This is a genomic window from Microcoleus sp. PH2017_24_DOB_U_A (assembly GCF_020738205.1).
Classification (GTDB): Bacteria; Cyanobacteriota; Cyanobacteriia; order Cyanobacteriales; family Microcoleaceae; genus Microcoleus.
In genome coordinates this window covers 1-21658 of record NZ_JAEQCT010000036.1, presented here as the reverse complement: position 1 = coordinate 21658, position 21658 = coordinate 1, and the positions used below count along the sequence as shown (strand labels likewise).

The 21658-nt window shown below is 43.7% G+C and carries 19 protein-coding genes and 1 tRNA gene; 9 read left to right on the top strand and 11 right to left on the bottom strand.

The features are described from left to right. Positions 1-206 precede the first annotated feature (206 nt). The 6 genes from JGK07_RS10700 to JGK07_RS10675 all read right to left on the bottom strand — a co-directional run bounded on the left by JGK07_RS10700 (position 207) and on the right by JGK07_RS10675 (position 5960). A complete protein-coding gene (locus JGK07_RS10700; protein WP_293241806.1) occupies positions 207-1337 on the bottom strand; it encodes a glycosyltransferase family 61 protein in 1131 nt (376 codons plus the stop codon). Positions 1338-1806: 469 nt separating this feature from the next. Further along, complete coding sequence (locus tag JGK07_RS10695; protein WP_293186510.1) at positions 1807-2118, bottom strand: urease subunit beta; 312 nt, start codon at positions 2116-2118, stop codon at positions 1807-1809. A gap of 36 nt (positions 2119-2154) precedes the next feature. Then, positions 2155-2457 (bottom strand): urease subunit gamma, encoded by a 303-nt coding sequence (gene ureA, locus JGK07_RS10690; protein WP_293153142.1) that lies wholly within the window; start codon positions 2455-2457, stop codon positions 2155-2157. Between the two features lie 316 nt (positions 2458-2773). After that, positions 2774-3661, bottom strand: coding sequence for an urease accessory protein UreD (locus tag JGK07_RS10685; RefSeq protein WP_293186512.1), 888 nt, complete (start codon positions 3659-3661; stop codon positions 2774-2776). Between the two features lie 66 nt (positions 3662-3727). Continuing rightward, positions 3728-5044, bottom strand: coding sequence for a photosystem II assembly protein (locus tag JGK07_RS10680; RefSeq protein ID WP_293186514.1), 1317 nt, complete (start codon positions 5042-5044; stop codon positions 3728-3730). Then, the gene (locus JGK07_RS10675) at positions 5037-5960 is read right to left on the bottom strand and encodes a radical SAM protein (protein ID WP_293196995.1); all 924 of its coding nucleotides are present in this window, start codon (positions 5958-5960) and stop codon (positions 5037-5039) included. Before JGK07_RS10675 ends, JGK07_RS10680 begins: the two co-directional genes overlap by 8 nt. A 729-nt stretch (positions 5961-6689) precedes the next feature. On the opposite strand from JGK07_RS10675, the gene JGK07_RS10670 reads away from it, so the two are divergent. Next, positions 6690-8465 (top strand): ATP-binding protein, encoded by a 1776-nt coding sequence (locus JGK07_RS10670; RefSeq protein ID WP_293186518.1) that lies wholly within the window; start codon positions 6690-6692, stop codon positions 8463-8465. A gap of 407 nt (positions 8466-8872) precedes the next feature. On the opposite strand, the gene JGK07_RS10665 is transcribed toward JGK07_RS10670, so the two are convergent. Further along, positions 8873-8957, bottom strand: a tRNA-Leu gene (locus JGK07_RS10665). 199 nt (positions 8958-9156) lie between these two features. Here JGK07_RS10665 and ndhL point away from each other — a divergent pair. The 4 genes from ndhL (at position 9157) to JGK07_RS10645 (ending at position 12119) form a co-directional block, all read left to right on the top strand. Continuing rightward, on the top strand, positions 9157-9372 hold the full coding sequence (ndhL, locus tag JGK07_RS10660) for an NAD(P)H-quinone oxidoreductase subunit L (RefSeq protein ID WP_293153127.1): 216 nt from the start codon (positions 9157-9159) through the stop codon (positions 9370-9372). Then, a complete protein-coding gene (locus JGK07_RS10655) occupies positions 9373-9678 on the top strand; it encodes a DUF3007 family protein (protein WP_293186520.1) in 306 nt (101 codons plus the stop codon). It abuts the gene before it with no gap. A 328-nt stretch (positions 9679-10006) separates the two neighbouring features. Further along, the gene (trpA, locus tag JGK07_RS10650) at positions 10007-10804 is read left to right on the top strand and encodes a tryptophan synthase subunit alpha (RefSeq protein ID WP_293219030.1); all 798 of its coding nucleotides are present in this window, start codon (positions 10007-10009) and stop codon (positions 10802-10804) included. 610 nt (positions 10805-11414) lie between these two features. Further along, positions 11415-12119 (top strand): DUF6658 family protein, encoded by a 705-nt coding sequence (locus tag JGK07_RS10645; RefSeq protein ID WP_293186522.1) that lies wholly within the window; start codon positions 11415-11417, stop codon positions 12117-12119. Positions 12120-12805: 686 nt separating this feature from the next. On the opposite strand, the gene JGK07_RS10640 is transcribed toward JGK07_RS10645, so the two are convergent. Continuing rightward, positions 12806-14437, bottom strand: coding sequence for a YcjF family protein (locus JGK07_RS10640; RefSeq protein WP_293186523.1), 1632 nt, complete (start codon positions 14435-14437; stop codon positions 12806-12808). Positions 14438-14466: 29 nt separating this feature from the next. On the opposite strand from JGK07_RS10640, the gene JGK07_RS10635 reads away from it, so the two are divergent. Together JGK07_RS10635 and JGK07_RS10630 are read left to right on the top strand one after the other, a co-directional pair. Continuing rightward, entirely contained in the window at positions 14467-14691 is a 225-nt protein-coding gene (locus tag JGK07_RS10635) for a hypothetical protein (protein WP_293186524.1), read from the top strand. A gap of 391 nt (positions 14692-15082) precedes the next feature. Beyond that, complete coding sequence (locus JGK07_RS10630) at positions 15083-15610, top strand: DUF937 domain-containing protein (RefSeq protein ID WP_293193490.1); 528 nt, start codon at positions 15083-15085, stop codon at positions 15608-15610. Between the two features lie 108 nt (positions 15611-15718). Here the strand turns inward: JGK07_RS10630 and JGK07_RS10625 are convergent, their stop codons facing one another. The 3 genes from JGK07_RS10625 to JGK07_RS10615 form a co-directional block, all read right to left on the bottom strand. After that, positions 15719-16129 carry an Npun_F0494 family protein gene (locus JGK07_RS10625; protein WP_293193489.1) on the bottom strand — a complete coding sequence of 137 codons (411 nt, stop codon included), beginning with the start codon at positions 16127-16129 and terminating at the stop codon, positions 15719-15721. Between the two features lie 143 nt (positions 16130-16272). Then, on the bottom strand, positions 16273-16590 hold the full coding sequence (locus JGK07_RS10620; RefSeq protein WP_293226369.1) for a DUF433 domain-containing protein: 318 nt from the start codon (positions 16588-16590) through the stop codon (positions 16273-16275). A gap of 132 nt (positions 16591-16722) precedes the next feature. Further along, positions 16723-16917, bottom strand: coding sequence for a hypothetical protein (locus JGK07_RS10615; protein WP_293290865.1), 195 nt, complete (start codon positions 16915-16917; stop codon positions 16723-16725). A 300-nt stretch (positions 16918-17217) separates the two neighbouring features. Here JGK07_RS10615 and JGK07_RS10610 point away from each other — a divergent pair, with 300 nt between their 5' ends. Both JGK07_RS10610 and JGK07_RS10605 read left to right on the top strand, forming a co-directional pair. Continuing rightward, positions 17218-17658, top strand: coding sequence for a peroxiredoxin (locus tag JGK07_RS10610; RefSeq protein ID WP_293226373.1), 441 nt, complete (start codon positions 17218-17220; stop codon positions 17656-17658). Between the two features lie 882 nt (positions 17659-18540). Then, positions 18541-21195: a C39 family peptidase gene (locus JGK07_RS10605; RefSeq protein ID WP_293226376.1), complete on the top strand. Its 2655-nt coding sequence runs from the start codon at positions 18541-18543 to the stop codon at positions 21193-21195. Positions 21196-21658: the final 463 nt, after the last annotated feature.

Sequence of the window (21658 nt, the reverse complement as noted above, 5' to 3'; positions counted from 1 at the left end):
TCAATCTGAGTTAGCAAATATAGCGGTTCTCAAGCGTGGTGAGGTATGCCCTAATGCCCTAATGCCCACGGAACCCACGGAGCCCTATGCCCACGGAGCCCTATGCCCACGGAGCCCTATGCCCTATGCCCATGAGTACCTCATCTTTTTGAGAAAGGCTATATTTACAACATTTGTGCGATCGCCCCATTTGTCGATTTGTAAATTCATTCCAGCATTTTCTTGATTTCCCTTCTCAAAACCTCCACATCCACCGTCATATCCATGCTAATTAAACTCCAATCTTCCGAATCGTCGCTGTTATCAACCATACGGGAGTATTCTAATCCCAATATCTGGGAAATGTAATAGAAAAACGGCGGCGTGTACCCGCCATAAAAGCATTCCAATACTTTCGTTCCAGGCTGACACCACAACAAATTTGTAAAACCAGCGCCGTGAGGGCCAACAACCACCGCTGCTTCTGCAAACAGGCGAATTTGTTCATCCACAGTGCGCGAAATATCTTCCAAAATTTCAAAACCAAACTCTTTCAACACCTCTCGTACTTGTGCCTCATTTTTAACCTGGCGTTGCCCGCTTCTAGAAAGATACAATTTCCTGTAAGGCTTGACATTTTCCTTGAGACAGAATTTCTTCCGCAAAAGCTCTATATCGTAAGGACTGGGGAAATACCAATCTTGATTGTTTCCTAATACTAAACTTTCTGCATGATATCCTGTATCTCTAGCCCGAGTGTCGATTAGCGAGCTTTTAGGAATACCGAGTTTGGTCAGAAAATCCAACTCAAAAGCTGTATGGCGCAAAGGATAACAAATTTTGGCTTCTTGCCAAATCTCCTTACCTAAAGCCTCCTCAATCCTACAAAGTTTTGCCAGTACAAAAATCACATAATCGTAATAACTGCACCACAAATGCGACCAAGGAGCAACTACCAGCGGATAGGTAATTTGGTGGGATTTATAAGGCCATTCCAGAATACCCGCGCCGCTAATCCGAAAATCTAGGTCTAACAGCAACTTGTGATTTAGCAGCGTGTTTCCAGACGTACAAATAGTTAGAGCCTCTATGTGTTTATTCACGGAAATTTTCCACACATAATCCGGGTCAAAAGACACGGTTTTTTCTGTGGTAAAAAACCGAGAAGGTACTCCATTTACTGAGGTTAATGCAGGTATGTTGACGGGTTCGTGCTGCTGTTTGTAAACGATGCTGTTATCTAATAATTTGATGCTGGTACGCCGATCTAACGGGGTTCTCCAGATACGCCTCGACGTTGCAAGCAAACTCTGCTTCAACATCTGTTTTATCTGGTCAACTAATTTTGGATTCATCATGCGCTTTTGCTGTGTATGTTTGCGGTTTTGAATACCAATATCGATCGCAAACTGCCGATTTTAACTCGCTCAAAAGTCTGAGGTTTCACTAACAAAAGAAAGGCATTTATACACTTATGCAGAGAATTTTTTTTGACATTGCTTTGTCACTCTCCAGCGGTAGTGCTGTTCAACAGTTGACAGTTGGCAGTTGACAGTTGACCGAAGGAGAGCGACCTCTACCTAGAAGGAAGAGAATTGGAGTAATGAATAGTCTGATTTTAATTTCTCCCGATCGGGGAGAGGCTTTCAACCAATTCTTTCTGGTAAGTGATACCATTTTGATTTTAGCTTTTCCATAGGATGACCGAGCGCGATCCTGGTTGGGATTGCGAGGTTAAAGTTGCATTATTTTAACTGGGATGAGTTTTAAGTTAACAAATTCCCAATTCAACATTCAACACTTGCAAACGATTTTCTGCTTTCATACTTAACTTTCCAGATGACCGTTCACTTTTCCATTAAAGCCGTAGACTTGACGGCTACCCACAAACGGTACTAATTGAATTTCTCTTTCATCTCCCGGCTCAAATCTAACTGCTGTACCTGCGGGGATATCCAACCGCATTCCTTTTGCTTGTTCTCGTTCAAATTCTAAGGCTTCGTTCGCTTCGTAAAAGTGATAGTGAGAACCAACTTGAATGGGCCTGTCACCCGTATTTGCAACCAGCAACCGCACTGTTGGGCGATCGGCATTTAGCTCAATTTCACCGTCTGAAACAATCATTTCTCCCGGAATCATATCTGTCTCCTGCGAGTCTGTGGGTTTAAATATTATTTAACGAATCGGATCGTGCACTGTCACCAACTTAGTTCCGTCGGGAAAAGTCGCCTCAACTTGCACTTCATGCACCATTTCCGGTATCCCTTCCATCACATCTTCCCGCGTCAGGAGAGTTGTCCCGTAGCTCATTAAATCTGCGACGGTGAGGCCATCTCTTGCTCCTTCTAAAATCGCGGCGGAAATGTAGGCTAGTGCTTCTGGATAGTTTAATTTTAAACCTCTGTGTTTGCGACGCTCTGCTAGCAGGGCGGCGGTGAAAATCAGCAGTTTGTCTTTTTCTTGGGGGGTGAGTTGCATTTTTATTCTTGTAAGTGCGATCGCATTATTTATTCAAGTTCAACTATCAGCCGTGGCAAATCATCGGTAATTACATCCCATGACTCAAGATAGTGTTAACATCTGGTTTGTGTCAAGGTGATTTATCCTTTTGTTTTTGGACTTTAGCAAAGAACCGAAAACGACTTTTTGCCGATCGCATATTTCTGACTTAAATCGGCTATATTTGTCACGACGAATGTCAATCGGAAGAAGTAGTCTGTCTGGTACTGGGGGCGGGTATTGCATTTGATGTGTTGCACCGGAAACAGAAAGTAGGTGAAACTAAAAGAGAATGCTATTTTATCCAAACTCTGGGCAAACAGCAAGGGCGTTCTGAAAAAGACAAGCGCAGCAATTCCCAAATAGCGACAAACCAGTCTCTGGCGGCAGCGGTGGACGAACCGCGATATCGGCACAGCAAACCGTTGGGAATGCGAGTAACGCCGGCAGCAGAATTAACGGCTACAGATCCGGAATAAATTGTATCTTCGCACCGCAAAGCTCGCACTTTTTCCAGCATCTCGGCTGTGACTGGTTCGCCGATCCAAGCGAGGGTAGCAACTACGGGTTTTCCTGCTAAGCCGTGAGCGCTTTCGAGCATTTCGCCCCCACCTTTGAGCCATTGTCTGTCAATCCACAGAGGGCTGTTTTTTTGCCAGATTTCGGTGTGCGATCGCCATTCTCCAGACAAGAACTTTTCGCCCCTAGCACTGCGTCCGAACCGCGTAATTTCCCACAGCAAAATACTGGCTTGCGGTGCTAATTCTACCCGCAAGTCTTGTCGGTAAACTGCGCCGTCGAAAACGATAGTTTCCTGGGGAAGCCATTCCAAATGAGCGCCAGTATCTAGTTGAATGTCAATATTTTGTTGCGCTGACTGTCCGCTGCTGCGATAAATTTTACCAGCCGCAGCACTGGTGATTAAGGCTTTGGCGTTTTCTTGGAGGTGGAAATTGAGCGAAAGGCGATCGCCCCCGACAACTCCCCCAGCCGTGTGCAAAACTACGCTGTGACAAACCTCTTTCCCTTCAGGATAAAACGGACGCTGTACCTTGAGCGGCGCTTGCATTTGATTGTGAATAATTTGGGTAGCCCCGTCACGGTTTGCGTAGGCTAACTTGAGGCTGCCATGCCAACCATTTTGAAATTTATTTGTAGAGGGGTCAGTCAAATTTTTGAGCATATTTTTTTGCATTAAAATTCAATACCTATCAAATTATATCTGAGTTATTTTACTCATTTGAAAACTTCATTTTTGGGCTAATATTACATAATCATCAATTGAGTAATTCAAGTCATAACGTAAGTTAAAGTGCTTACGAAAAAGTGGACTGATGAATTGCTGGGTATGAAGATTTTCTCTAGCAAATTTTCCAAAATTCGGATGGGATGTCCGGCTGTTTGTTGAATGTAAATATTTATACCAAACCAAGTTTAACCCCACATCATCAAGAAATTGTTTGACCACACTTAGCTCCTGTTCGCAACTTTCAATTTGACGAATATTGTAAGGTTTAAGCAACTTATTTTCTTGAATAATTAGCAAAACATAACCACAATCTGTCAGGCAATCCGTAAATATATCCTTATAAATGCGATGGGATTTTTCTCTTCTATCCTCATCGTTAAAAAAACAGTGAGAAATTACAATAAAATCAAAAAAGTTTTGAGGAATCTTTCTAGATTGACTTTCACCATCAAAGATACTAGAAGTGTCAAACCGAAAGTAAGCATTGATCTCGTGGGGTTCCATATATTGCCGCCAAAATTGGAGTCCGCGATATTGAAAAGCTTTTTGCTGTTCCAAAGAGTAATAGGATATGTGCATTGGCGGTATTAAACAAAAGTCGTTAATAGTTTGCAGGAACAAACCTAGTCCGTAGGCAACTGTCCCCGGCCCTGCGGCAATATCAAGGATATTGACTTTAGTTGGTAATAATCCTGCTTTGTAAATGAGAAACCAAGCTAGATATGCACAATAGACGTTATCTAGGAAATACCTAATTAAATAGATGTGAGGACTTAGCTCAAAACTGTATCGAGGATCTTGTCCTTCTTTGAGTTTTTGTATATCGTCAATAGCTTGTTGAAGTAAAGAATCAAAATTTGTTTTTTGCCGACTCAAATTATTCAGCTCATTTTTGATGAAACCAGCCAAATGTTGTTCAAACTTATCAAATACTTTTTCATAAATCCCTGTGCATTGAATCATGCTGGCATCGCATTCTTTAAGCTTGAAACTTTGTGAAATAACTTCAATAAATTGTGTATCCGGAGTCAATAAGCTTAAGTCATCAATATCTCCGGGAAAGGCATCAATTTTTCCGAACCCCAGTTCCAGTTCTAACTCTGCTAAACGCCGATCGCCTTCTTGGAGGCGGTTATTTTTTTGTTGCAATAATTTTTCAAGCTGTAGCCATTCTTTATATAGTTTCTCCTGCCACGATAATTTTGCCCCTGAATTTTGTATTTCTTTTAACAGTTTTTGGGCAAGTCGATTATTTTGACTCTTAACGGCTTGGTTAAACTTTTGAGAACGCCACCAGTTAGCTAGCAGATTATTCATAGCCAAATCCCTCTTTGCCTTCCATGATTTCAACATCCGGGAGCATCGCCTTGAGTTTATTTTTAAACTTGCGATAACTCTGCTGTTCGCTATTGTACCACCAAGCGTACTTTTGTTTAAGAGCTAATGCTTCTGAGCGCGTTGATGCAATTAGCGATCGCTCGTTGCTGGCATGAAAATCTTGAATCACTACCCGATCGACAACTTCTAGCTTGCTAATAAAATTACCTTCATCTTCGGGTAGGGTAGGTAGTAGTGGGGTCACAGTTATAGAAAATCTGACTTCGCAATTTTCTTGATAAGGAAAGCTGTATTTCAGTTTGGCAATAGCTTTAAGTCTTGCAGGAATACTCGGAGATTTTGGTTCAAAATCTTTCCGCACTTTTTCGCTACCAGTTGGAATGCTCATGTTGATTCGCAATCGCTGGAATTGCTGTAAAATATCGATATCTCTAGTTATCATAGGACTGCGAGTTTGGATAACCAGCGTCGGCTGATAGGGAACCATGACTTCTAACAAATGCCTAGTTAGTTGTTCTTTCGATTCAATTGGCTGATACGGATCTGTGACACTACTCATGTAAATTGTCGGTGGGCGATCGGGGTTTTTCTTGTGCCAACGTTCTAACTCTTTCTTAAGAATTGCCACTGCATTTTGCTTGATAATTACCCAATTTCCCCAATCATCTCGCATCTGTGAATTCGGGCTGAAAGCAGCAGCATAACAATAGCTGCATCCGTACTGACAGCCCCGATAAGGATTTAGCGTGAAATCGTAAGCACTGATAAATCCAGTAGCTTTGTTAAGCACTGATTGTGCATTTTGTGCATACACTTTGGCATTCCCGAAGTTTTCCCTGAGTGCGGAAGTGTGTTTTTTGCCGACGGAATATCCCTCATACTGAGACTTTACCATGATTACACGTGCTCCACGATTAAAAGAGAAAATGTTTAGGGATGAGAAATGCGATGGTGTTTCGATTTTACTATTTTATAGTACCGAACTAAAAAAAGTTGCCAAAACAGTGGGGAATTACTCAATTTTATAATAAGTTTTTTGAAGAAACAACTAGCTAACTTTATAAACTGTATTTTAAGGTCGATCGCCAATGTAATGCAAGCTTATGGATTTACTGACAGCGACGATATTTTCGCAAAATTGCTGAAATCCCACCTAGAACTGGCAAAAAAAACCGGAAGAACCCGTAGTTAGAGCTTGTATCCTTAACTAAGTAAGTGAAAATACTGTAGCTTTTTTTATGATTTTTGTAAAGTTGCGTATAATCACATAAATTGTTGATACAGATCACAAACACTTTTGTCTAAGAACAGAGATAATTAAGGCGTTATGGGGTAAATCGCGTCGGCTGGCAGCTCAGATAGCAATTGATCTGGCAAATTCAATAGAAAGATTAGTTTGACATTTTGTACTCAACCAACTGTCAGGCTAGAAAACGAAAAAGTTAAAAATCCGAAAAATTATCGTATCTCCCTATCGTTTTTTTAGGGAGTAGAATACGAAGTATTATAATTTTTCAACAAATCTACTGATTAACTGAGAAATACAGGTTTATGCTGTTTCTCGATATTGCAAAAAATTGTGCAGGATGTCAACTACTCCTGATTTGTTTGGGAGGAACTTTCGATGTTATTATTGACCGACACTCAGCCCCAAGATAGCAAAGTAGAGCCAGCAAACTCTGCTCAGAAAAAATTGTTACACCATAGATTTATTAATTTAAACTGGCTAAGGGAACGATTCAACCATTTGCGGATAGGCCAAAAAATCAGCTATGGCTATGCTTTAGCTATCGGCATAGCGATTTTGGGAACGGGTGCGGGCCTGAAAGTGGGAGACTACTTTCGCAAGCAAGCTTTAATTCAGGTAAATGTTGCTCAACAACAACAGCAACTGTTGCAAAATTTGCAAAATAGCATATTTGAAGCCCGATCGCACGCAGCGAGATTCCCGGCAGTTTTGGGAAACACGGTGTGGCTGCAATACGAACACGATCGGTTTGTCCAGCAAATCAATCAGGCGAAAATCCTGATTGCGGAAATACAATTTTTTGCGATCAAAAATCCCGACTGGCTAGCAAGACAAGAGAAAGATTTGCAGTCAATATTGCCAAGGTATGCGATGGTCATCGATTATTACGATCGGCTAACTAAACTGCAATTAAAAGAAGCCGAAGTGTGGCATTTGGAAGCTAACCGCATCGAGTCGGCACAGCTACAATTGTTGAGAAATCGCAGCGGCGAAGAGGCGATCGTACTAGATAAACTTTCCGATCATTTAACCCAATTAATTGCTACTGTAGACATTCAAAAAATGCAAGGGGTAGAAGCATTAGAAGAAGCTGAAAGTTTGCGAAACCGAATTATTCTCGGGAGTATGGTAATTTCAGGACTCCTCGCCGTGTTACTGGCGGACAAAACGAGCCGCGCCATTGCCCAACCCCTCGAAAGCGTGACAAACGTCGCCCAGCAAGTAGCCCGCGAATCTAATTTTAACCTGCAAGTACCAGTCACAACTGAAGACGAAATCGGAGTTTTAGCGGCTTCTTTCAATGAATTGATTCAGCGAGTTAGCGATTATACACAAGAACTAAAAGAAACTCAATCCCAATTAATTCAGACTGAAAAAATGTCGTCTCTCGGTCAAATGGTGGCAGGGATCGCCCACGAAATCAACAATCCGGTTAATTTCATCGGTGGTAACATTGACCATGCTAATAGATACATCCAAGATTTGGCAGACTTGGTAACTCTCTATCAAGCATACTATCCCAACCCACCGGATGAAATTAAAGACTGCATCGAAGACATTGAATTGGACTTTCTCAGCAAAGATTTGCCAAAAACGCTTGCTTCGATGAAAATGGGAGCCGATCGCATTCGCGAAATTGTCGTATCCATGCGGAACTTTTCCCGTTTAGACGACGGTTACATGAAACCTGCGGACATTCACGAAGGAATAGACAGCACCCTGATAATTCTCAATCACCGACTCAAACAAGGTATCGAAGTTATTAAAGAATACGCTAATTTGCCTCCGGTTGAGTGCTATGGAGCGCAACTGAATCAAGTATTTATGAACGTACTCGGCAATGCAATTGATGCGCTGGAGGAGGTAAAAAAGGCAGACAGAGCGTTTTCACCAACGATTTGGATCTGCACGGAAGTTACGGCAGATAATGCTATCACTGTCAAGATTCGGGATAATGGGCCGGGAATTACCGCAGCCACTGCCCAACAGATATTTGACCCGTTTTTTACTACAAAGTCGATCGGCAAAGGCACTGGATTAGGATTGGCTATTTCCTATCAAATCGTTGCCAAGCATCAAGGCAAAATTGAGATGAATTCTCAAATTGGACAGGGGACGGAATTTGCGATTACTTTGCCAATTGCTGAGTAATATAGCAGGCGATCCGGGACGGGCTAGAAGCCCATCCCACAAATCGGGGGGTGCATCTCAATGCAAGCGAATATATCCGTATGGGCTATAGCATGACCGCAGAAAATATGGGATTATAACTAATAACTTATATGCGGTCATGCTTCTTCAGGCTTCAAAAACCAGATCCACCCAAATCCGGGACGGGCTAGAAGCCCATCCCACAAATCTTGCAAGCATTACTATAAGCTAGCGCGCATCTAATTTGAAGAATTCTCTTTCTTACAACTCTTGTGGGGTGGGCTTCTAGCCCGCCCGAAAAGTTAAATCCGCCACATCTTAGGATTTAGAGAAAGATGAGCGGAAATTAGAACTCTTGGTGTTGAGGCCAATCTGAAACTATTAGCTCACAAACCATGAAAATTTAATGGGGGTGGAGGGACTTGAACCCACACGACCGTTTCGGGTCAACGGATTTTAAGTCCGTAGCGTCTACCATTCCGCCACACCCCCTTTCGTGAAGCTGCTGCTGTGGTTTTGACCCACTGACAACAACAGCCTTTTATTCTACACGCAAAACCCTAAATAGCGCAACCCCTAATTGAAAAATTCTCAAAAGTCGCGCTGTATCTCCCCAAGCGGTACAATAGTTAACCAGCTAGCTGAGCGTGTCAACCGACTGACCCTGTTATTATTCCCTTAAAGCAAATCTATGTATATTACCTTGCTGCTTTACGCCGTCTTGGGAGGAGCTTACCTCCTGGTAGTACCCGCGGGCACCTACGCTTACCTGAACAGTCGCTGGTACGTGGCCTCCTCTTTTGAGCGTGGCTTCATGTACTTCTTGATGTTCTTCTTTTTCCCTGGTATGTTTCTCCTCGCTCCTTTTTTGAATTTTCGCCCCAAACGGCGGCAGATAGAAGCCTAAATGCGACGTATTGACGTAATTGGAATCAGTCTAGGCTTTTTTGTAGCGGGTGGGTTGGCCTACTTGGTGCTACAATTCGCCGGACTCGACAGCATGAATGCTGGGATTTGGAGTCAGTTATTTTTGATAGCTGGCTTGATTGGCTGGCTGGTGACTTATTTGTTTCGAGCGCTTACTCAAAAGATGACTTACAGTCAGCAACTGAAAGAGTACAAAGATGCTGTCTTGCAGAAGCAGCTCGATGAACTCACTCCTGAAGAGTTAGCCAAACTTCAAGCCGAAATTGAGCAGGAAAAAGATAGTTAGTCAGTGGTTAGTTGTCAGTTGTCAGTTGTCAGTTGTTAGTGGTTAGTGGTTAGTTGTCAGTTGTTATATCATGTCCGGTCGATCGACCGCGATTTTTGTAGGGGCCCGTGAGCCAACAATACCTGCCAATAATTGATAATCTCAAAAACCCGCCCCGACCGGGATATTATGGTTAATCAATCGGACATGATATTAGTTGTTATTAGCTAATACCAACTGCCAACAACCAACTGCCAAGAATCAACTGCCAAGAATCAACTGCCAAGAGTCAACTGCCAAGAATCAACTGCCAAGAATCAACTGCCAACAACCAACTGCCAACTCCCTAATGACTATTTCTCATTGTTTTGAAACGTTGCGAAAAAGCAACCAGTGTGGATTAATTCCTTTTATTACTGCTGGCGATCCAGATTTGGAGACAACGGCTAAAGCGCTACAAGTTTTGGATGATAACGGTGCAGATGCGATCGAGCTTGGCGTACCTTATTCCGATCCCCTAGCTGACGGGCCGGTGATTCAAGCTGCTGCTACGAGGGCGCTACAGCGGGGAACGCGGTTAGATTCGGTACTGGAAATGGTAGCGAGAGTTAGTCCGAATTTGCGATCGCCCATCATTCTCTTCGCATACTACAACCCGATTTTGTACCGAGGTATCGAAACCTTCTTGCAGGAAATCAAAAGTGCTGGAGTTCAGGGATTGCTTGTACCAGACTTGCCCTTAGAAGAAGCTGACAGCCTCATCCAACCTGCCAACAAATTAGGGATTGAACTCACCTTATTAGTTGCTCCCACAAGTCCCAAAAGTCGCATAGAAGCGATCGCTCGCGCGTCTCAAGGATTTATTTACTTAGTCAGCGTGATGGGGGTGACAGGAGTGCGGGAAGGCTTAGATACGCGAGCAAAAGAGTTGCTGAAAGAAATCCGCAGCATCACCGACAAACCCATCGGCGTCGGCTTTGGTATCTCGAAACCCGAACACGCCCGTCAAGTCAAAGAATGGGGTGCAGATGCTGCGATTGTTGGTAGTGCTTTTGTCAAACGCTTGGCCCAAGGAACTCCAGAAGAGGGTTTAGAGGCGATCGGCGAATTCTGCAAGAGTCTAAAAACAGCTATTCAAAATGATTAGTAACTGTGCAGATACTTTCCGCCATTAGACAGATGTGGGCGATCGGCACGTGCGGCGACAATTGCCATTAAAGACCTTGTTGTACTTGAGATCGTACACCCATTTCCTTCTGGTTCCTGACCGGAAGGTTTTTTTTACCTCCCAAAGCGCAAAACAGTTCAACTACAGTAGTCCTGTCCCGATCGCCGCTATATGTATACATGACTCGCTCTTCGGTGATAGCACTCTTCAACAGTTGACAGTTGACAGTTGACAGTTGACAGTTTGAGAGCGACCTCTACCCTTAAGTCCGAGGATTGGAGTAATGAATAGTCTGATTTTAATTTTCCCCTCAAAGGGAGAGGCTTTAAACTAATTATTTCTGGTAAAAAATGCTTTTTACTATCATTTAGCTCTCATTCCTGCTCTCGCGACTATAACTAAAGCTTTTGTTATTGCTTCTAGTATGACTTAAGGAATGTTACTTCAGATAGATGAAAAACTTCTGTTTGTCTTCGTATATTTAAAAAAGTGTTTGAGTGCTTAATGTTTGTAATGGTAGCCACCTACAGAACCACCAGGCATTTAAACATATTCCAAAAAATAAGTCACCATAGAAAGGAGCATTTTTATGAACAGACTAACTGCATTTCTGAAAAAAATTCGAGCTGTACAAATTTTAACAGTGTTTCTCGTCGGCATTTTAGTATTTGTGAGCACTGCCTGCAAGGGATCTGATGTCATAGCCGGAAAAACTGCCGACCAAATTAGAAAAGAAGTGCCTTCAGAGGCTGTAACTTCCGTATACAAAGGCGGCCAGAATCAATACAGCGATGACGATCCCAGAAACCCAATGGTTAAAGGAGTAGAAGCAAAAGCTAAGCTTCTTAAAGAGGAAGCCCAGCGCCGCATCGAAACCAAATCTAGTAGCAATGTGCGTGAAAATATCCGGCGGGTAGCAGATGACGCGCCGAACAAACTCGACCAAATTGGCGAGAAGATGAATGACAATGTTCGTACCGCTCAGCAGAAAGCTGATGAGTTTGGTGACAAAACAAAACAAGGCTTTGCTAATCTTAAGGAAAATACTCGCGAAGGCTTGAAGGGAGCAAAAGGGATTGTTAAAGAAGCCACCGAGGGAGCAAAAGAAAGAGCTGCTGAGGGTACTGAGTCGCTGAGATATAATGTCAGCGAAGGCAAAGAAAATGTCAAAGATGCAGCGCGAAATGTAAAATACAACGCTGAAGATGCCTCGGACAAGGTTCGCGCGAAAGTAAATCGAGATATTGACAGAACTCAACGAGCTGCTGAAAGAGCGGTAGACGCGATCGACTAATTTGAAATAAAGCTATTTCCCGATCTCAAAGCAGCAGTCAGACAGAGTTTTTAACCTACCTCTGTCTGACTGCATTTTATTATTCTAGTCTGTTTTAACCCAATACGGTTTACTTAAGATGGTCCGAAGAGAGGCACGTTAGCTTTCGCGATCCGAAGGAAAGCAATCTCCGTATCTATTGTTCATAGGGTTTTACCCCCAGGGTGTTCTTAAGTAAACGGTATTGGGCTTTAAGTTTTAACCCAAGACGCTTGTAACAGTATGTAAACAGGCTTAAGTCAGCCAGTAGAAAGCATTTGGACACTTTACAATCGTTTACATAGTTGTGTTTTAAAGCGCCGACTTACTTAGAGCCAAGTCGATCAAACCATATGAAAAATAGACACTCTTGTTTGCTTTCCTTCGGATCGCTGCGCTAACGTGCCTCTCTTCGGACAATCTTAACCTCAAGAAAGGCTGGTTTCAGCAGAATGAAACATGAAATAGCCCTGGAACTAATGACTGTTGACTAATAACTAATAACTAATATAGCCTTTCTCAAAAAGATGAGGTATGGCTGACAGCTTACATAACCGCTTAAATCAAGAGGGCTGAAGCCCAACAACGTACCTCGTCTTTGTGAGAACCGCTATAACAACTAACAACTGACAACTGTCAACTGTCAACTGTCAACTGTCAACTGACAATTACCATTCATCGTTTCGCTTGTTGCTGTGGGTTTCCCAATCGTCGCCTGGGTGCTGATACAAGGGTTCGGGTTCCAATTCTGCTGACATTTCTAATTCTGGTTCCGATTCTTCTTGCTGGTAGATGTTTAGAGGTTCGACAACGCGGGCGATCGCATCTTTGACAAAAGCTTTGACAAACTCGTCTTTCCGATTTAACTGAAACTGCCTTTGCACGACTTCGGCGATGCCGCCGTCACCCCAATCTTGGTCGTGTCGGAAATATTCAATAAAACTTTTCCCGGCAATTCTGGTTAAATAAGCGGCGCTGACTGCTTGAATTGCTTTGCCAAGTACAAATCCGGCTACACTTAACTGCAACGCCCTTGAGACTACTTGAATTACGCCTTCAACTATTCCTAAGCTGGCTAGGGTTTTGGCGAGAGACAGGGCTAGTTCTTTGGCGCGATCGATATTTAATTCGCAGCCGTAAATCTTGGCAATTTCTACTACCATTTGAGCGTTAACTGCTGCTGTCGCTAACAAATCTACAACTGGCAAAGGCGTAACGGCAATTACTCCGGCTCCGATCCACTGAAAGCGCTCTACTACTTTATCAGCAGCGCGCCGTCTTTGAGCGTCAATTAATTTGCGTGCTTGGTCTCCCAAATGCTGAGATTGTAGCAAAATGTTGTCCGCAATTAAGTCTTCGCCTTCGGCTCGCAAAATTGCTGCGATTCGCCGAATTAATGGCATCATATCGGGGTCTGGCTGAAATATTGTCCCGCTTTCTAGTACAACTTTTTGCGGGTTGGCGCTAATTGCAACTACATCCATTGCTGATATTAAACCTTTAACTCGCTGTCGCAGTTGATCGAGAATTTCGTCTCTGTCGTTGTCGGGATAAAGGTCTACTTTATTAAAAACCACGATCGACCTTTTGCCAATTTGGGCCAAAGTCCGCAGCGGTTCATACTCAGATTTGCGTAAATCGCCGTCCAACACAAATAAGATCAAATCAGCCCGGGCCGCCAACTGCCGCGCCAATTCCTCTCTGTAAGTCCCCGCTACTCCCGCTTCCAAGATGCCTGGGGTATCAGTAATTGCTAATTCTCGATCGACTCCTTTCAATTTCAGAGTGTAAGTTTCTCCAACTTCGGTAGTTCCCATTGGCGCCCCCACCTGTCCGGCCATCCGCCCCACCAGCGCATTTACAGCCGAAGTTTTGCCCGCAGAACCGGTACCGAAAACAACGATCCGAACATTGCCGCGGGCCATGCTAGCTTCTATTTCGCGGGCTCTCAACAGCAAAGCTTGCCGTGCTACTTCATCTTGAATGCGATCGACTTGCTGCCTGATTGCTTTGAGATTTTCCGAAGCAGCTTCGCTTTTGACAACAGGAATCTTCGGATCTATCGCCCGTTTTCCCTTAACTTTTCCCGGACGTTGCAGCAGCCTAAAATAATAAAACAGCGCAAAAATTAGCGTTGCTAAAAGTACAACGATCAGGAAAATTAGCAAATTAGCCAGCAGCGGAGAAGCAGACAACGCAACTTGACTGTAAAGCCCAGTTAAGGAACTCACCAGCCCAATAATCAACCCCAGGGTGAGGCAGAAAGCGGCAATTAATGTTAGCAGGCGCGGCAAAGGCATGGGGCAGGGGCAAGTAAAAGGGTTATATTTTGATTTTTACATTTTCGCCAGAACTCGGAACTGTTGAAGCGCCCGATCGTACTGCTGCGCGCGTAAATTCCGATTCGGCTTGTCCTTCGGGTTCCATGCAGTGTGGGTTTGAGTGCCAGCGGATGCAACTAAAACATGGCGATCGCGCCCGAGGCTGCAATTGTAGCTTAGCAGACAATTTATTGTTCCACTCACCCGCCCGAACGCCTTTGTCGGTTTACTGATACCTACCTACCTATTTATTCGATCGCGAGTTGAACTATATAGTTTTTTAAACAAATATATCTTAAGTACCTAGAAACACGGTTTATTAACGTCATACCAGTTGCCAAAAAGAATGCAACTGATTTTCCAGTTTTCCAAATCCTTACGGAATCAGTCATTCCCAATTTTTCAATCTAACATCTAAAATCGTAATCGTATAAGTGCATCCTAAAATATCCGATAACGGAAACGATAAACCAAGTTGCTAGTGCAGGATAAGAACGAGCGTCCTAATAAAAAAAAAATAGTATGATGAGTGAAAATACCCAATTCAAAACTATTTTCGGTAATCTTGAAAAACAGGCTTTGCTATAATTCACAGTTGAGCAACCACTGTACGGAGCGAAAATTATGGGACTCTTTGACCAAATTTTGAGTGCGATCGACAATCCCAACCAACAAGCAAGTCCCAATCAGTTGGGCAACATTCTGGGTGCGGTAGAGCAGTTGAGCGGCAACCACGGCGTCGATGCGGGTACGACTCAGCTAGCGATGTCGGTTTTGGGTGGATACGTGCGATCGGCATTGCAAGACGTGCGATCGCAATCTGGAGACGTACAAGCTCAAGAAGTTGTCAACCAATTTAGCGGCACAAATCCCAATGCACAAGCGGTACAGAGTTTGTTCGGAGGTGGCCAACTGACGCAAATAGTGACCGATATCGCCCAAAGAACCGGCTTGAATAACGAAACAGTGCAAGGGATGATCCCTGTTTTACTGCCCTTGGTACTCAATTTGCTGCAAAGCGGCGGCAACGCCCAAAATCCAGCCCAGGGCGCAAATCCCGTTTTGAATGCGTTTTTAGATGGAGATGGAGACGGCGACGTAGATATTACTGACGCCATGTCGATGGCTAGCCGCTTTTTGAATCAGGGCTAATTACCTGAAAATTCGGGGAGAGAAATTGACGTTTGTAGTGAGGACTTCAGTCCTCATTAAAATCTAATTATGCAGGTGCGCGGCGCGCACCTTACCGCCTTAACGCTCTTATGAAAATAGTCCGAACCCTCGGCTAACGGCATTTCCCAGGCGATCGCACAATGAAGCAGTTGGCAAACTATTTCCTTGCTGTTCCCATTTTTCCACGAGTTGGCGGCCCAGGGGCGTGAGGCGAAAACTATCGGTAATCCCTTGTCCATCTACTTCGCGCCGCAACACGCCGACTTGAATCAGCCACAGCAGCGAGTTTTCGGCTGCGAGTTCGGATACGGGCGATCGGGTGTAGCCACTTTCGACACCTGCATTTGAGGCGATCGCGCTTAGGAAAACACTGTTATCGCGGATGGTCTGGAAGAAGTGTAATTGAAAAGGAGCACACCGGATCGCGCGATCGGCTCTTTTGACAGTGCGGCTGGGATAACTAATAGATTTAAACGCTTCGGATGGGATAAAAGTCATTGATTTGGCTCAGAATAGCTAGTATATTTTTGATTGTTACAGATATATTATCAAATTGGACTTGTAAAAAACTACCCATATTCTCACAGGAACTCAACAGATTCGCAACTAGAGTTACATTTTCGTCAAGATGAAATTTAATCTTATTCATGCTGGCGATTTTTTAATTTTTGTTGCAAAAGCGATGGGGTTTGAGCTTTTAATTTGCGCGCAAATTCTGCATCTGCTTCGATCGCAAAGCGAATTTCATCTGGGCGATCGTGATAATAGGCTAAAGCTGCATAGATATCAGATAAAGTAATACTCGGATAGTGATACAGAATTTCGTCTGGTGACATTCCCATTTGTTCGTGCCAAACCACAATATCCTGAACTCGGATGCGATGTCCGGCGATACGGGGTTTTCCCCCACAGATTCCAGGGGTGATTTCGATGTGCTCTTGAATGACGGCGATCGACATGGTAGCGACTTAATATAGGTTGTCTCTTCTATTTTAGGACAGTTTAGACGAGTTTGACTGTAAAAGCCATTTTACTCTAGCCTTTTTCTGCATTGCAAACAAGTATTTATAGTATGCTTCACAGAAATATATTTAGGCATAAACTTTTCTTGATCCATAAGTATCTGAAGCTTCCGCATCTTCTAAAGTAAGAAACTCGTGCAATTCATTAATAGCAAGAGGATTAAGATAAATATTTAATTCAGCTTCATAAACTTCAGAAAATGACTCGATCGCCTGTTTGAGTTTGTCGATAGACTGTTCGGGAGTATTTCCTTGTCCAACCAATCCATTCTCCAAACACAATGCCACCCAATACTTGGCACTCTTTCGGATAATAACAGTGTAAAAATCTATCATATTTTACTTACTTCATCAAGTTTGATAGCGTCAGTATATTCGGAGTCCACGCCCACAATCTAACACAATATCGCCCGTCAGTCAAGGCACAAAATTACCCATCAAAACTATTCCGAAAGGTAGATTTTACATTTTGGTCGCTCAATTCCGAATCTAAATTTAAGAGATTGACAACAACAGCCCAAAATCAACTAAAATATCTTTATCAATCGCAAGGTCAACAAAACTATGACATTACCAGTTGGGTGCGCGGCTCCTCAATTCACCGCCAAAGACACAAACGGCAAAACCGTCTCCCTCTCCGACTTCACGGGTAAAACCGTCATCTTGTATTTCTACCCCAAAGACGACACCCCCGGTTGCACCAGACAAGCTCAAAGCTTCAAAGCAGCCCATGAAGAATACAAGGGCAAAGATATAGTAGTTCTTGGTGTCAGCCGCGACAACGAAGAATCGCACCAAAAGTTCACGGAGAAGTACGGTTTGCCTTTCCAGCTATTAGCAGATGTTGATGGCACGATTACCAAAGCCTACGATGTTGAGAAAGGTGATTATGCCAAGCGTGTTACCTTTGTCATCGACGGTACTGGCAAAATTATTCAGGTTTATGAAGGGGAAACGATGAAAGTTGACTCTCACGCTCAAGATATTCTGGTCACCATAGTTTAGCCGCCGTCAGTCTAACATTCCTGAACGCACTAAAGGGCTAAAAATCCGGTTTCTTCCGAGATATCTCGTTGCTACACGCAATTTTCTCGTAGAAACCGGATTTTTTTGTAATACCATTTCCACCAAAAATTGCTACAGAATAAATTTTGTGTTTGTTTATCAAACTATTGCGGATATGTGAAATACGCACTCCGACAAAGAAACCGGGTTTTTTCCCAAATTTGCGAATCACAGCAAAGTATTATCGCAAAAACCCGGTTTCTGGCAACCCGTGCGTAAGTCTAAAGAAACCGGGTTTTTTCCCAAATTTGCGAATCACAGCAAAGTATTATCGCAAAAACCCGGTTTCTGGCAACCCGTGCGTAAGTCTTAGGATCGCAAATTAAATAATTTACACTCTTGAAAGTGGGATGGGCGTCCCGCCCGTCCCGGAAGGACGGGCGGGACGCCCATTCCACAAGAACAATAAAGATTGTAAGTTATTTAATTCTCATTCCTTATAAAAATTTTTCGTCGCGACACACCCTACGACTAAAATTCCTCAATCTAAAATCCCTCAATCTAAAATCTCAAATGAGCTAAGTGAGGGGTCAAAGGTATAGGGGGTAATAACCTACTTCAATTAAATTTTTTCTCGCAAAAATTGCGCCACAAATTCTGTCAACCAGCGGTATATTCGCGTCAGGTGCGCGATCGCTAGCTGGACTGTTAGATTTCTGGTAAAAATCTCGCCAACAATAAAAAATTCATGCTTTAAAACGCATTAACTGCCCCTAGATTCAGTCCAGGAGCGATTTTGTCCGGGATCGGATCGTTGTGTTTGATAAAATGAGAAGTTATCCTTGCTGTAGCTGAATAATTAAGTAGGTAGGCGGATACATAATGACAAGCACCAAGACTATTTTGAGTTATTTAGGCCCACAAGAAGTTGAGGCTAATCGAGCCTCTGTCTTAGTTGGCAGTTTTGATAAAAATCAAGTGGCGGCAATCTCAGCAGCAGAAGGCTCAAATTCCCTGAAGGCCGGGATAAATTTATCGACAGGCATTTGGAACATTAGTTTAGAGAAAGGATTCGATAGCGCCGGTACTCGCACGGTGCAGGTGAAGGCAACTGATAAAACAGGCAAAGTTATCGGCGAACAAACAATTAACATCAAAGTTAATCCTGCTTCTAACACACCCGATCGCTCTTTCACGTTAATTACGCTCCAAGATACCCAATTAAAAGCCGGAACAGTGCCTTCTGGCAGTCTCACTTCTCAGCAAAAAGCGGAAATACCCGCAGGTAAAAGTTATCAAATTAGCAGCTACGAGTTTGAAGACGAACACCTAAATGTTGAACTAAATAATCCAATTTCTCCCGTGGGAAAATCAGGCTTTTTTTATGAAAAGCACGCAGTCATCACCAAAGGCTCAAAAATCCTGATCTTCGATCGCGCCGATCTACCTACCCCGCCCCCTGGAATGCAGTTGCTGTGGGTGAACAAAAAAACCTGGTTAAAGCGCAACCCCGCAGATTCGACTATTTTAAGCCCGACTCAGAAAGTGCGATTTGACCAGGGGGAAACTTTCAATATCTTCGGCTACGCTTGCGTGGAAAGTCATTTTCGAGTCACTCTCGATCGCCCAATTCCCAACTTCGGCAATTCGGGATTTATGTACTCGCAACACGTCCAGATTTTGCAAGACGGCAAGGGGATTGCCTGTGACAGAAATGCAGTTACCATGACTGTTGTCAAAACTACTGTGTTGAAAAAACGGCCGGTGGATGCTGTCAAGCTGCAACTGCCAGAAAAAATCACTTTACCGGCGGGAATGATTTACGGAATTTCCGGATTCTCGATCGAACAAGGTCATATTAAAGTCTCGCTGACTGAAAATTTGCCGCCCTTTGGCAATACGGGTTTTGTTTATCCAGATTTCGTGCAATTTGCCAAAGGTGGCAAATCTTTCAATCCGGCCCCAAATTTAACGTATCAAGGCCCGACAGAGGTTTTGGTCAATCAGTCGATCGCACTTTCAGGTACTTTTGACAAGCAAGAAGCAGCAAAAGTTGAGGTAATAGCCGAGGATAAATTTCCGCTAACCGTGACACTCAACCAACAAGCAGGCACTTGGCAAGTGAATTTGGCTAAAGGATTTAGCATACCGGGAGCTCGCTGGCTGAGATTGCGGGCAACTGATAGCAAAGGTAACATTACCGCCAGCCAAATAATTTATATTACCGTAAGTTCAGATCCGCTGACTGTCGGAAAAGATTTGAGCTTAAAGATAGTTTCCGACACTTGGTTTAAGGTAGCCCCGGTTGATGGTTCCCGCCTCAACAACCAGCAAAAAGTTCTTGTCAAAGCAGGTCTGACTTTGGCACTTAGCAAGTACGGATTTATTGACGGACATCTCAAGGTGGTTCTGGATTCGACAATTTCGCCGATCGGCACTTTTGGCTATTTTTACGAACCAGACGTTCAGCTTGCCAAAGGTACAAAAGTCCTGAAATTCGACCTAGCAGACGTACCCAATAGCAACGGGAATGCTCAACTGTTGGTAACTCAAACAACTCTGATTAAAGGTCAACCAAAAGAATCATCGAAACTCCCTGCAAACCAAATTGCTGAACTAACTTTAGGCAGCACCTACGCCATCACTGGTTATGCCTGCATTTTGGGGCATTTCCGAGTAACTTTCGCCGAAGCTATTCCCGGTTTTGGCAATGTGGGATTTATCTATTGGCAATCTGTTCAAATCAAGAAAAATGGCAAAGAAGTTCCCTTTGACCCGGATCCTTTGACAATGACAATGCTGCAACCAACTGTGTTTAAAAAACGCCCTGTAGATGCTGCCAAGCTGACGGCTACCGAGAGAACTACACTGCCTTTAGGTCGAGTTTACGGTGTGGAAAGCTACGGTTTGGAAACCGATCACCTGAAAGTTTCTCTGACTGAAGAGCTGCAAAATTTCGGCAATACAGGTTATGTTTTTCCAAGTTTTGTTCAGTTCAAGCGGGGAGATAAAATTTTCGATCCGGTTCCGAACAATGTGGAATTGAACGTGCCGTATTTTTCACAGCGGGACAATCCGCGTTTTGACTGGTCTACTTGCAATGTAACTGCGATCGCCATGGTGCTGTATTATTACGGCGTTCGTTCTAAGTATGGGGGACAGTTGGAGGATGAGTTGTTGCAGTGGTGTTTCGACTATGCCGGCCAGGGTTCTCAAACCGATCATAACGTGCTTTCGGCGCTGATTAAGGCTTACGGGTTTAAGACGAGTTTTAGTGCGACTCGGAAATGGGCTGATGTGCGATCGGAATTGCTGAATCGGCGGCCGATAGTTTTAGCGGGAGATTTTACGGCGGCGGGTCACATTATCACTTTAATTGGCTACAATTCTGAGGGTTATATCGTGCAAGATCCGTGGGGAGATGCACTCACGGGTTACAGAGATACTGAGGGAAGAAAGTTGATGTATCCGTATGGCTATATCAATCAAGTAGCCGGGCCTGATGGGAATGTTTGGGCGCATTTTATCTCGCGCTAAGCTTTTTAGGAACGGGCCGGAGAGCCCGTTCAATAGGTATGTAGTTGCGCTTGGGCGCTCTTAGCATTGAGGTATGTAGTTGCGCTTCAGCGCTCTTGGCATTGAGGTACGTAGTTGCGCTTCAGCGCTCTTGGCATTGAGGTATGTAGTTGCGCTTCAGCGCTCTTGGCATTGAGGTACGTAGTTGCGCTTCAGCGCTCTTGGCATTGAGGTACGTAGTTGCGCTTCAGCGCTCTTGGCATTGAGGTATGTAGTTGCGCTTCAGCGCTCTTGGCGTTGCTGAACTTGAGTATGAATTTACTTTTTTTACGATCGATAAAAACACAATAGGTATGTAATTGAGCTTTTTGGTAGAACTTAATTCATACCGTCAATCAGCCACATCGCGCTCTTTCATATACCAAGCCAAAGAGCGCTGAAGCGCAACTACATACCTTACTCGTTGAGCTTTTTGGTAGAACTT

Excerpts from the sequence above, each read along its gene's own strand:
- JGK07_RS10700 (WP_293241806.1), bottom strand. The coding sequence starts at position 1,337 with ATGATGAATCCAAAATTAGTTGACCAGATAAAACAGATGTTGAAGCAG.
- JGK07_RS10695 (WP_293186510.1), bottom strand. The coding sequence starts at position 2,118 with ATGATTCCGGGAGAAATGATTGTTTCAGACGGTGAAATTGAGCTAAAT.
- ureA (WP_293153142.1), bottom strand. The coding sequence starts at position 2,457 with ATGCAACTCACCCCCCAAGAAAAAGACAAACTGCTGATTTTCACCGCC.
- JGK07_RS10685 (WP_293186512.1), bottom strand. The coding sequence starts at position 3,661 with ATGCTCAAAAATTTGACTGACCCCTCTACAAATAAATTTCAAAATGGT.
- JGK07_RS10680 (WP_293186514.1), bottom strand. The coding sequence starts at position 5,044 with ATGAATAATCTGCTAGCTAACTGGTGGCGTTCTCAAAAGTTTAACCAA.
- JGK07_RS10675 (WP_293196995.1), bottom strand. The coding sequence starts at position 5,960 with ATGGTAAAGTCTCAGTATGAGGGATATTCCGTCGGCAAAAAACACACT.
- JGK07_RS10670 (WP_293186518.1), top strand. The coding sequence starts at position 6,690 with ATGTTATTATTGACCGACACTCAGCCCCAAGATAGCAAAGTAGAGCCA.
- ndhL (WP_293153127.1), top strand. The coding sequence starts at position 9,157 with ATGTATATTACCTTGCTGCTTTACGCCGTCTTGGGAGGAGCTTACCTC.
- JGK07_RS10655 (WP_293186520.1), top strand. The coding sequence starts at position 9,373 with ATGCGACGTATTGACGTAATTGGAATCAGTCTAGGCTTTTTTGTAGCG.
- trpA (WP_293219030.1), top strand. The coding sequence starts at position 10,007 with ATGACTATTTCTCATTGTTTTGAAACGTTGCGAAAAAGCAACCAGTGT.
- JGK07_RS10645 (WP_293186522.1), top strand. The coding sequence starts at position 11,415 with ATGAACAGACTAACTGCATTTCTGAAAAAAATTCGAGCTGTACAAATT.
- JGK07_RS10640 (WP_293186523.1), bottom strand. The coding sequence starts at position 14,437 with ATGCCTTTGCCGCGCCTGCTAACATTAATTGCCGCTTTCTGCCTCACC.
- JGK07_RS10630 (WP_293193490.1), top strand. The coding sequence starts at position 15,083 with ATGGGACTCTTTGACCAAATTTTGAGTGCGATCGACAATCCCAACCAA.
- JGK07_RS10625 (WP_293193489.1), bottom strand. The coding sequence starts at position 16,129 with ATGACTTTTATCCCATCCGAAGCGTTTAAATCTATTAGTTATCCCAGC.
- JGK07_RS10620 (WP_293226369.1), bottom strand. The coding sequence starts at position 16,590 with ATGTCGATCGCCGTCATTCAAGAGCACATCGAAATCACCCCTGGAATC.
- JGK07_RS10610 (WP_293226373.1), top strand. The coding sequence starts at position 17,218 with ATGACATTACCAGTTGGGTGCGCGGCTCCTCAATTCACCGCCAAAGAC.
- JGK07_RS10605 (WP_293226376.1), top strand. The coding sequence starts at position 18,541 with ATGACAAGCACCAAGACTATTTTGAGTTATTTAGGCCCACAAGAAGTT.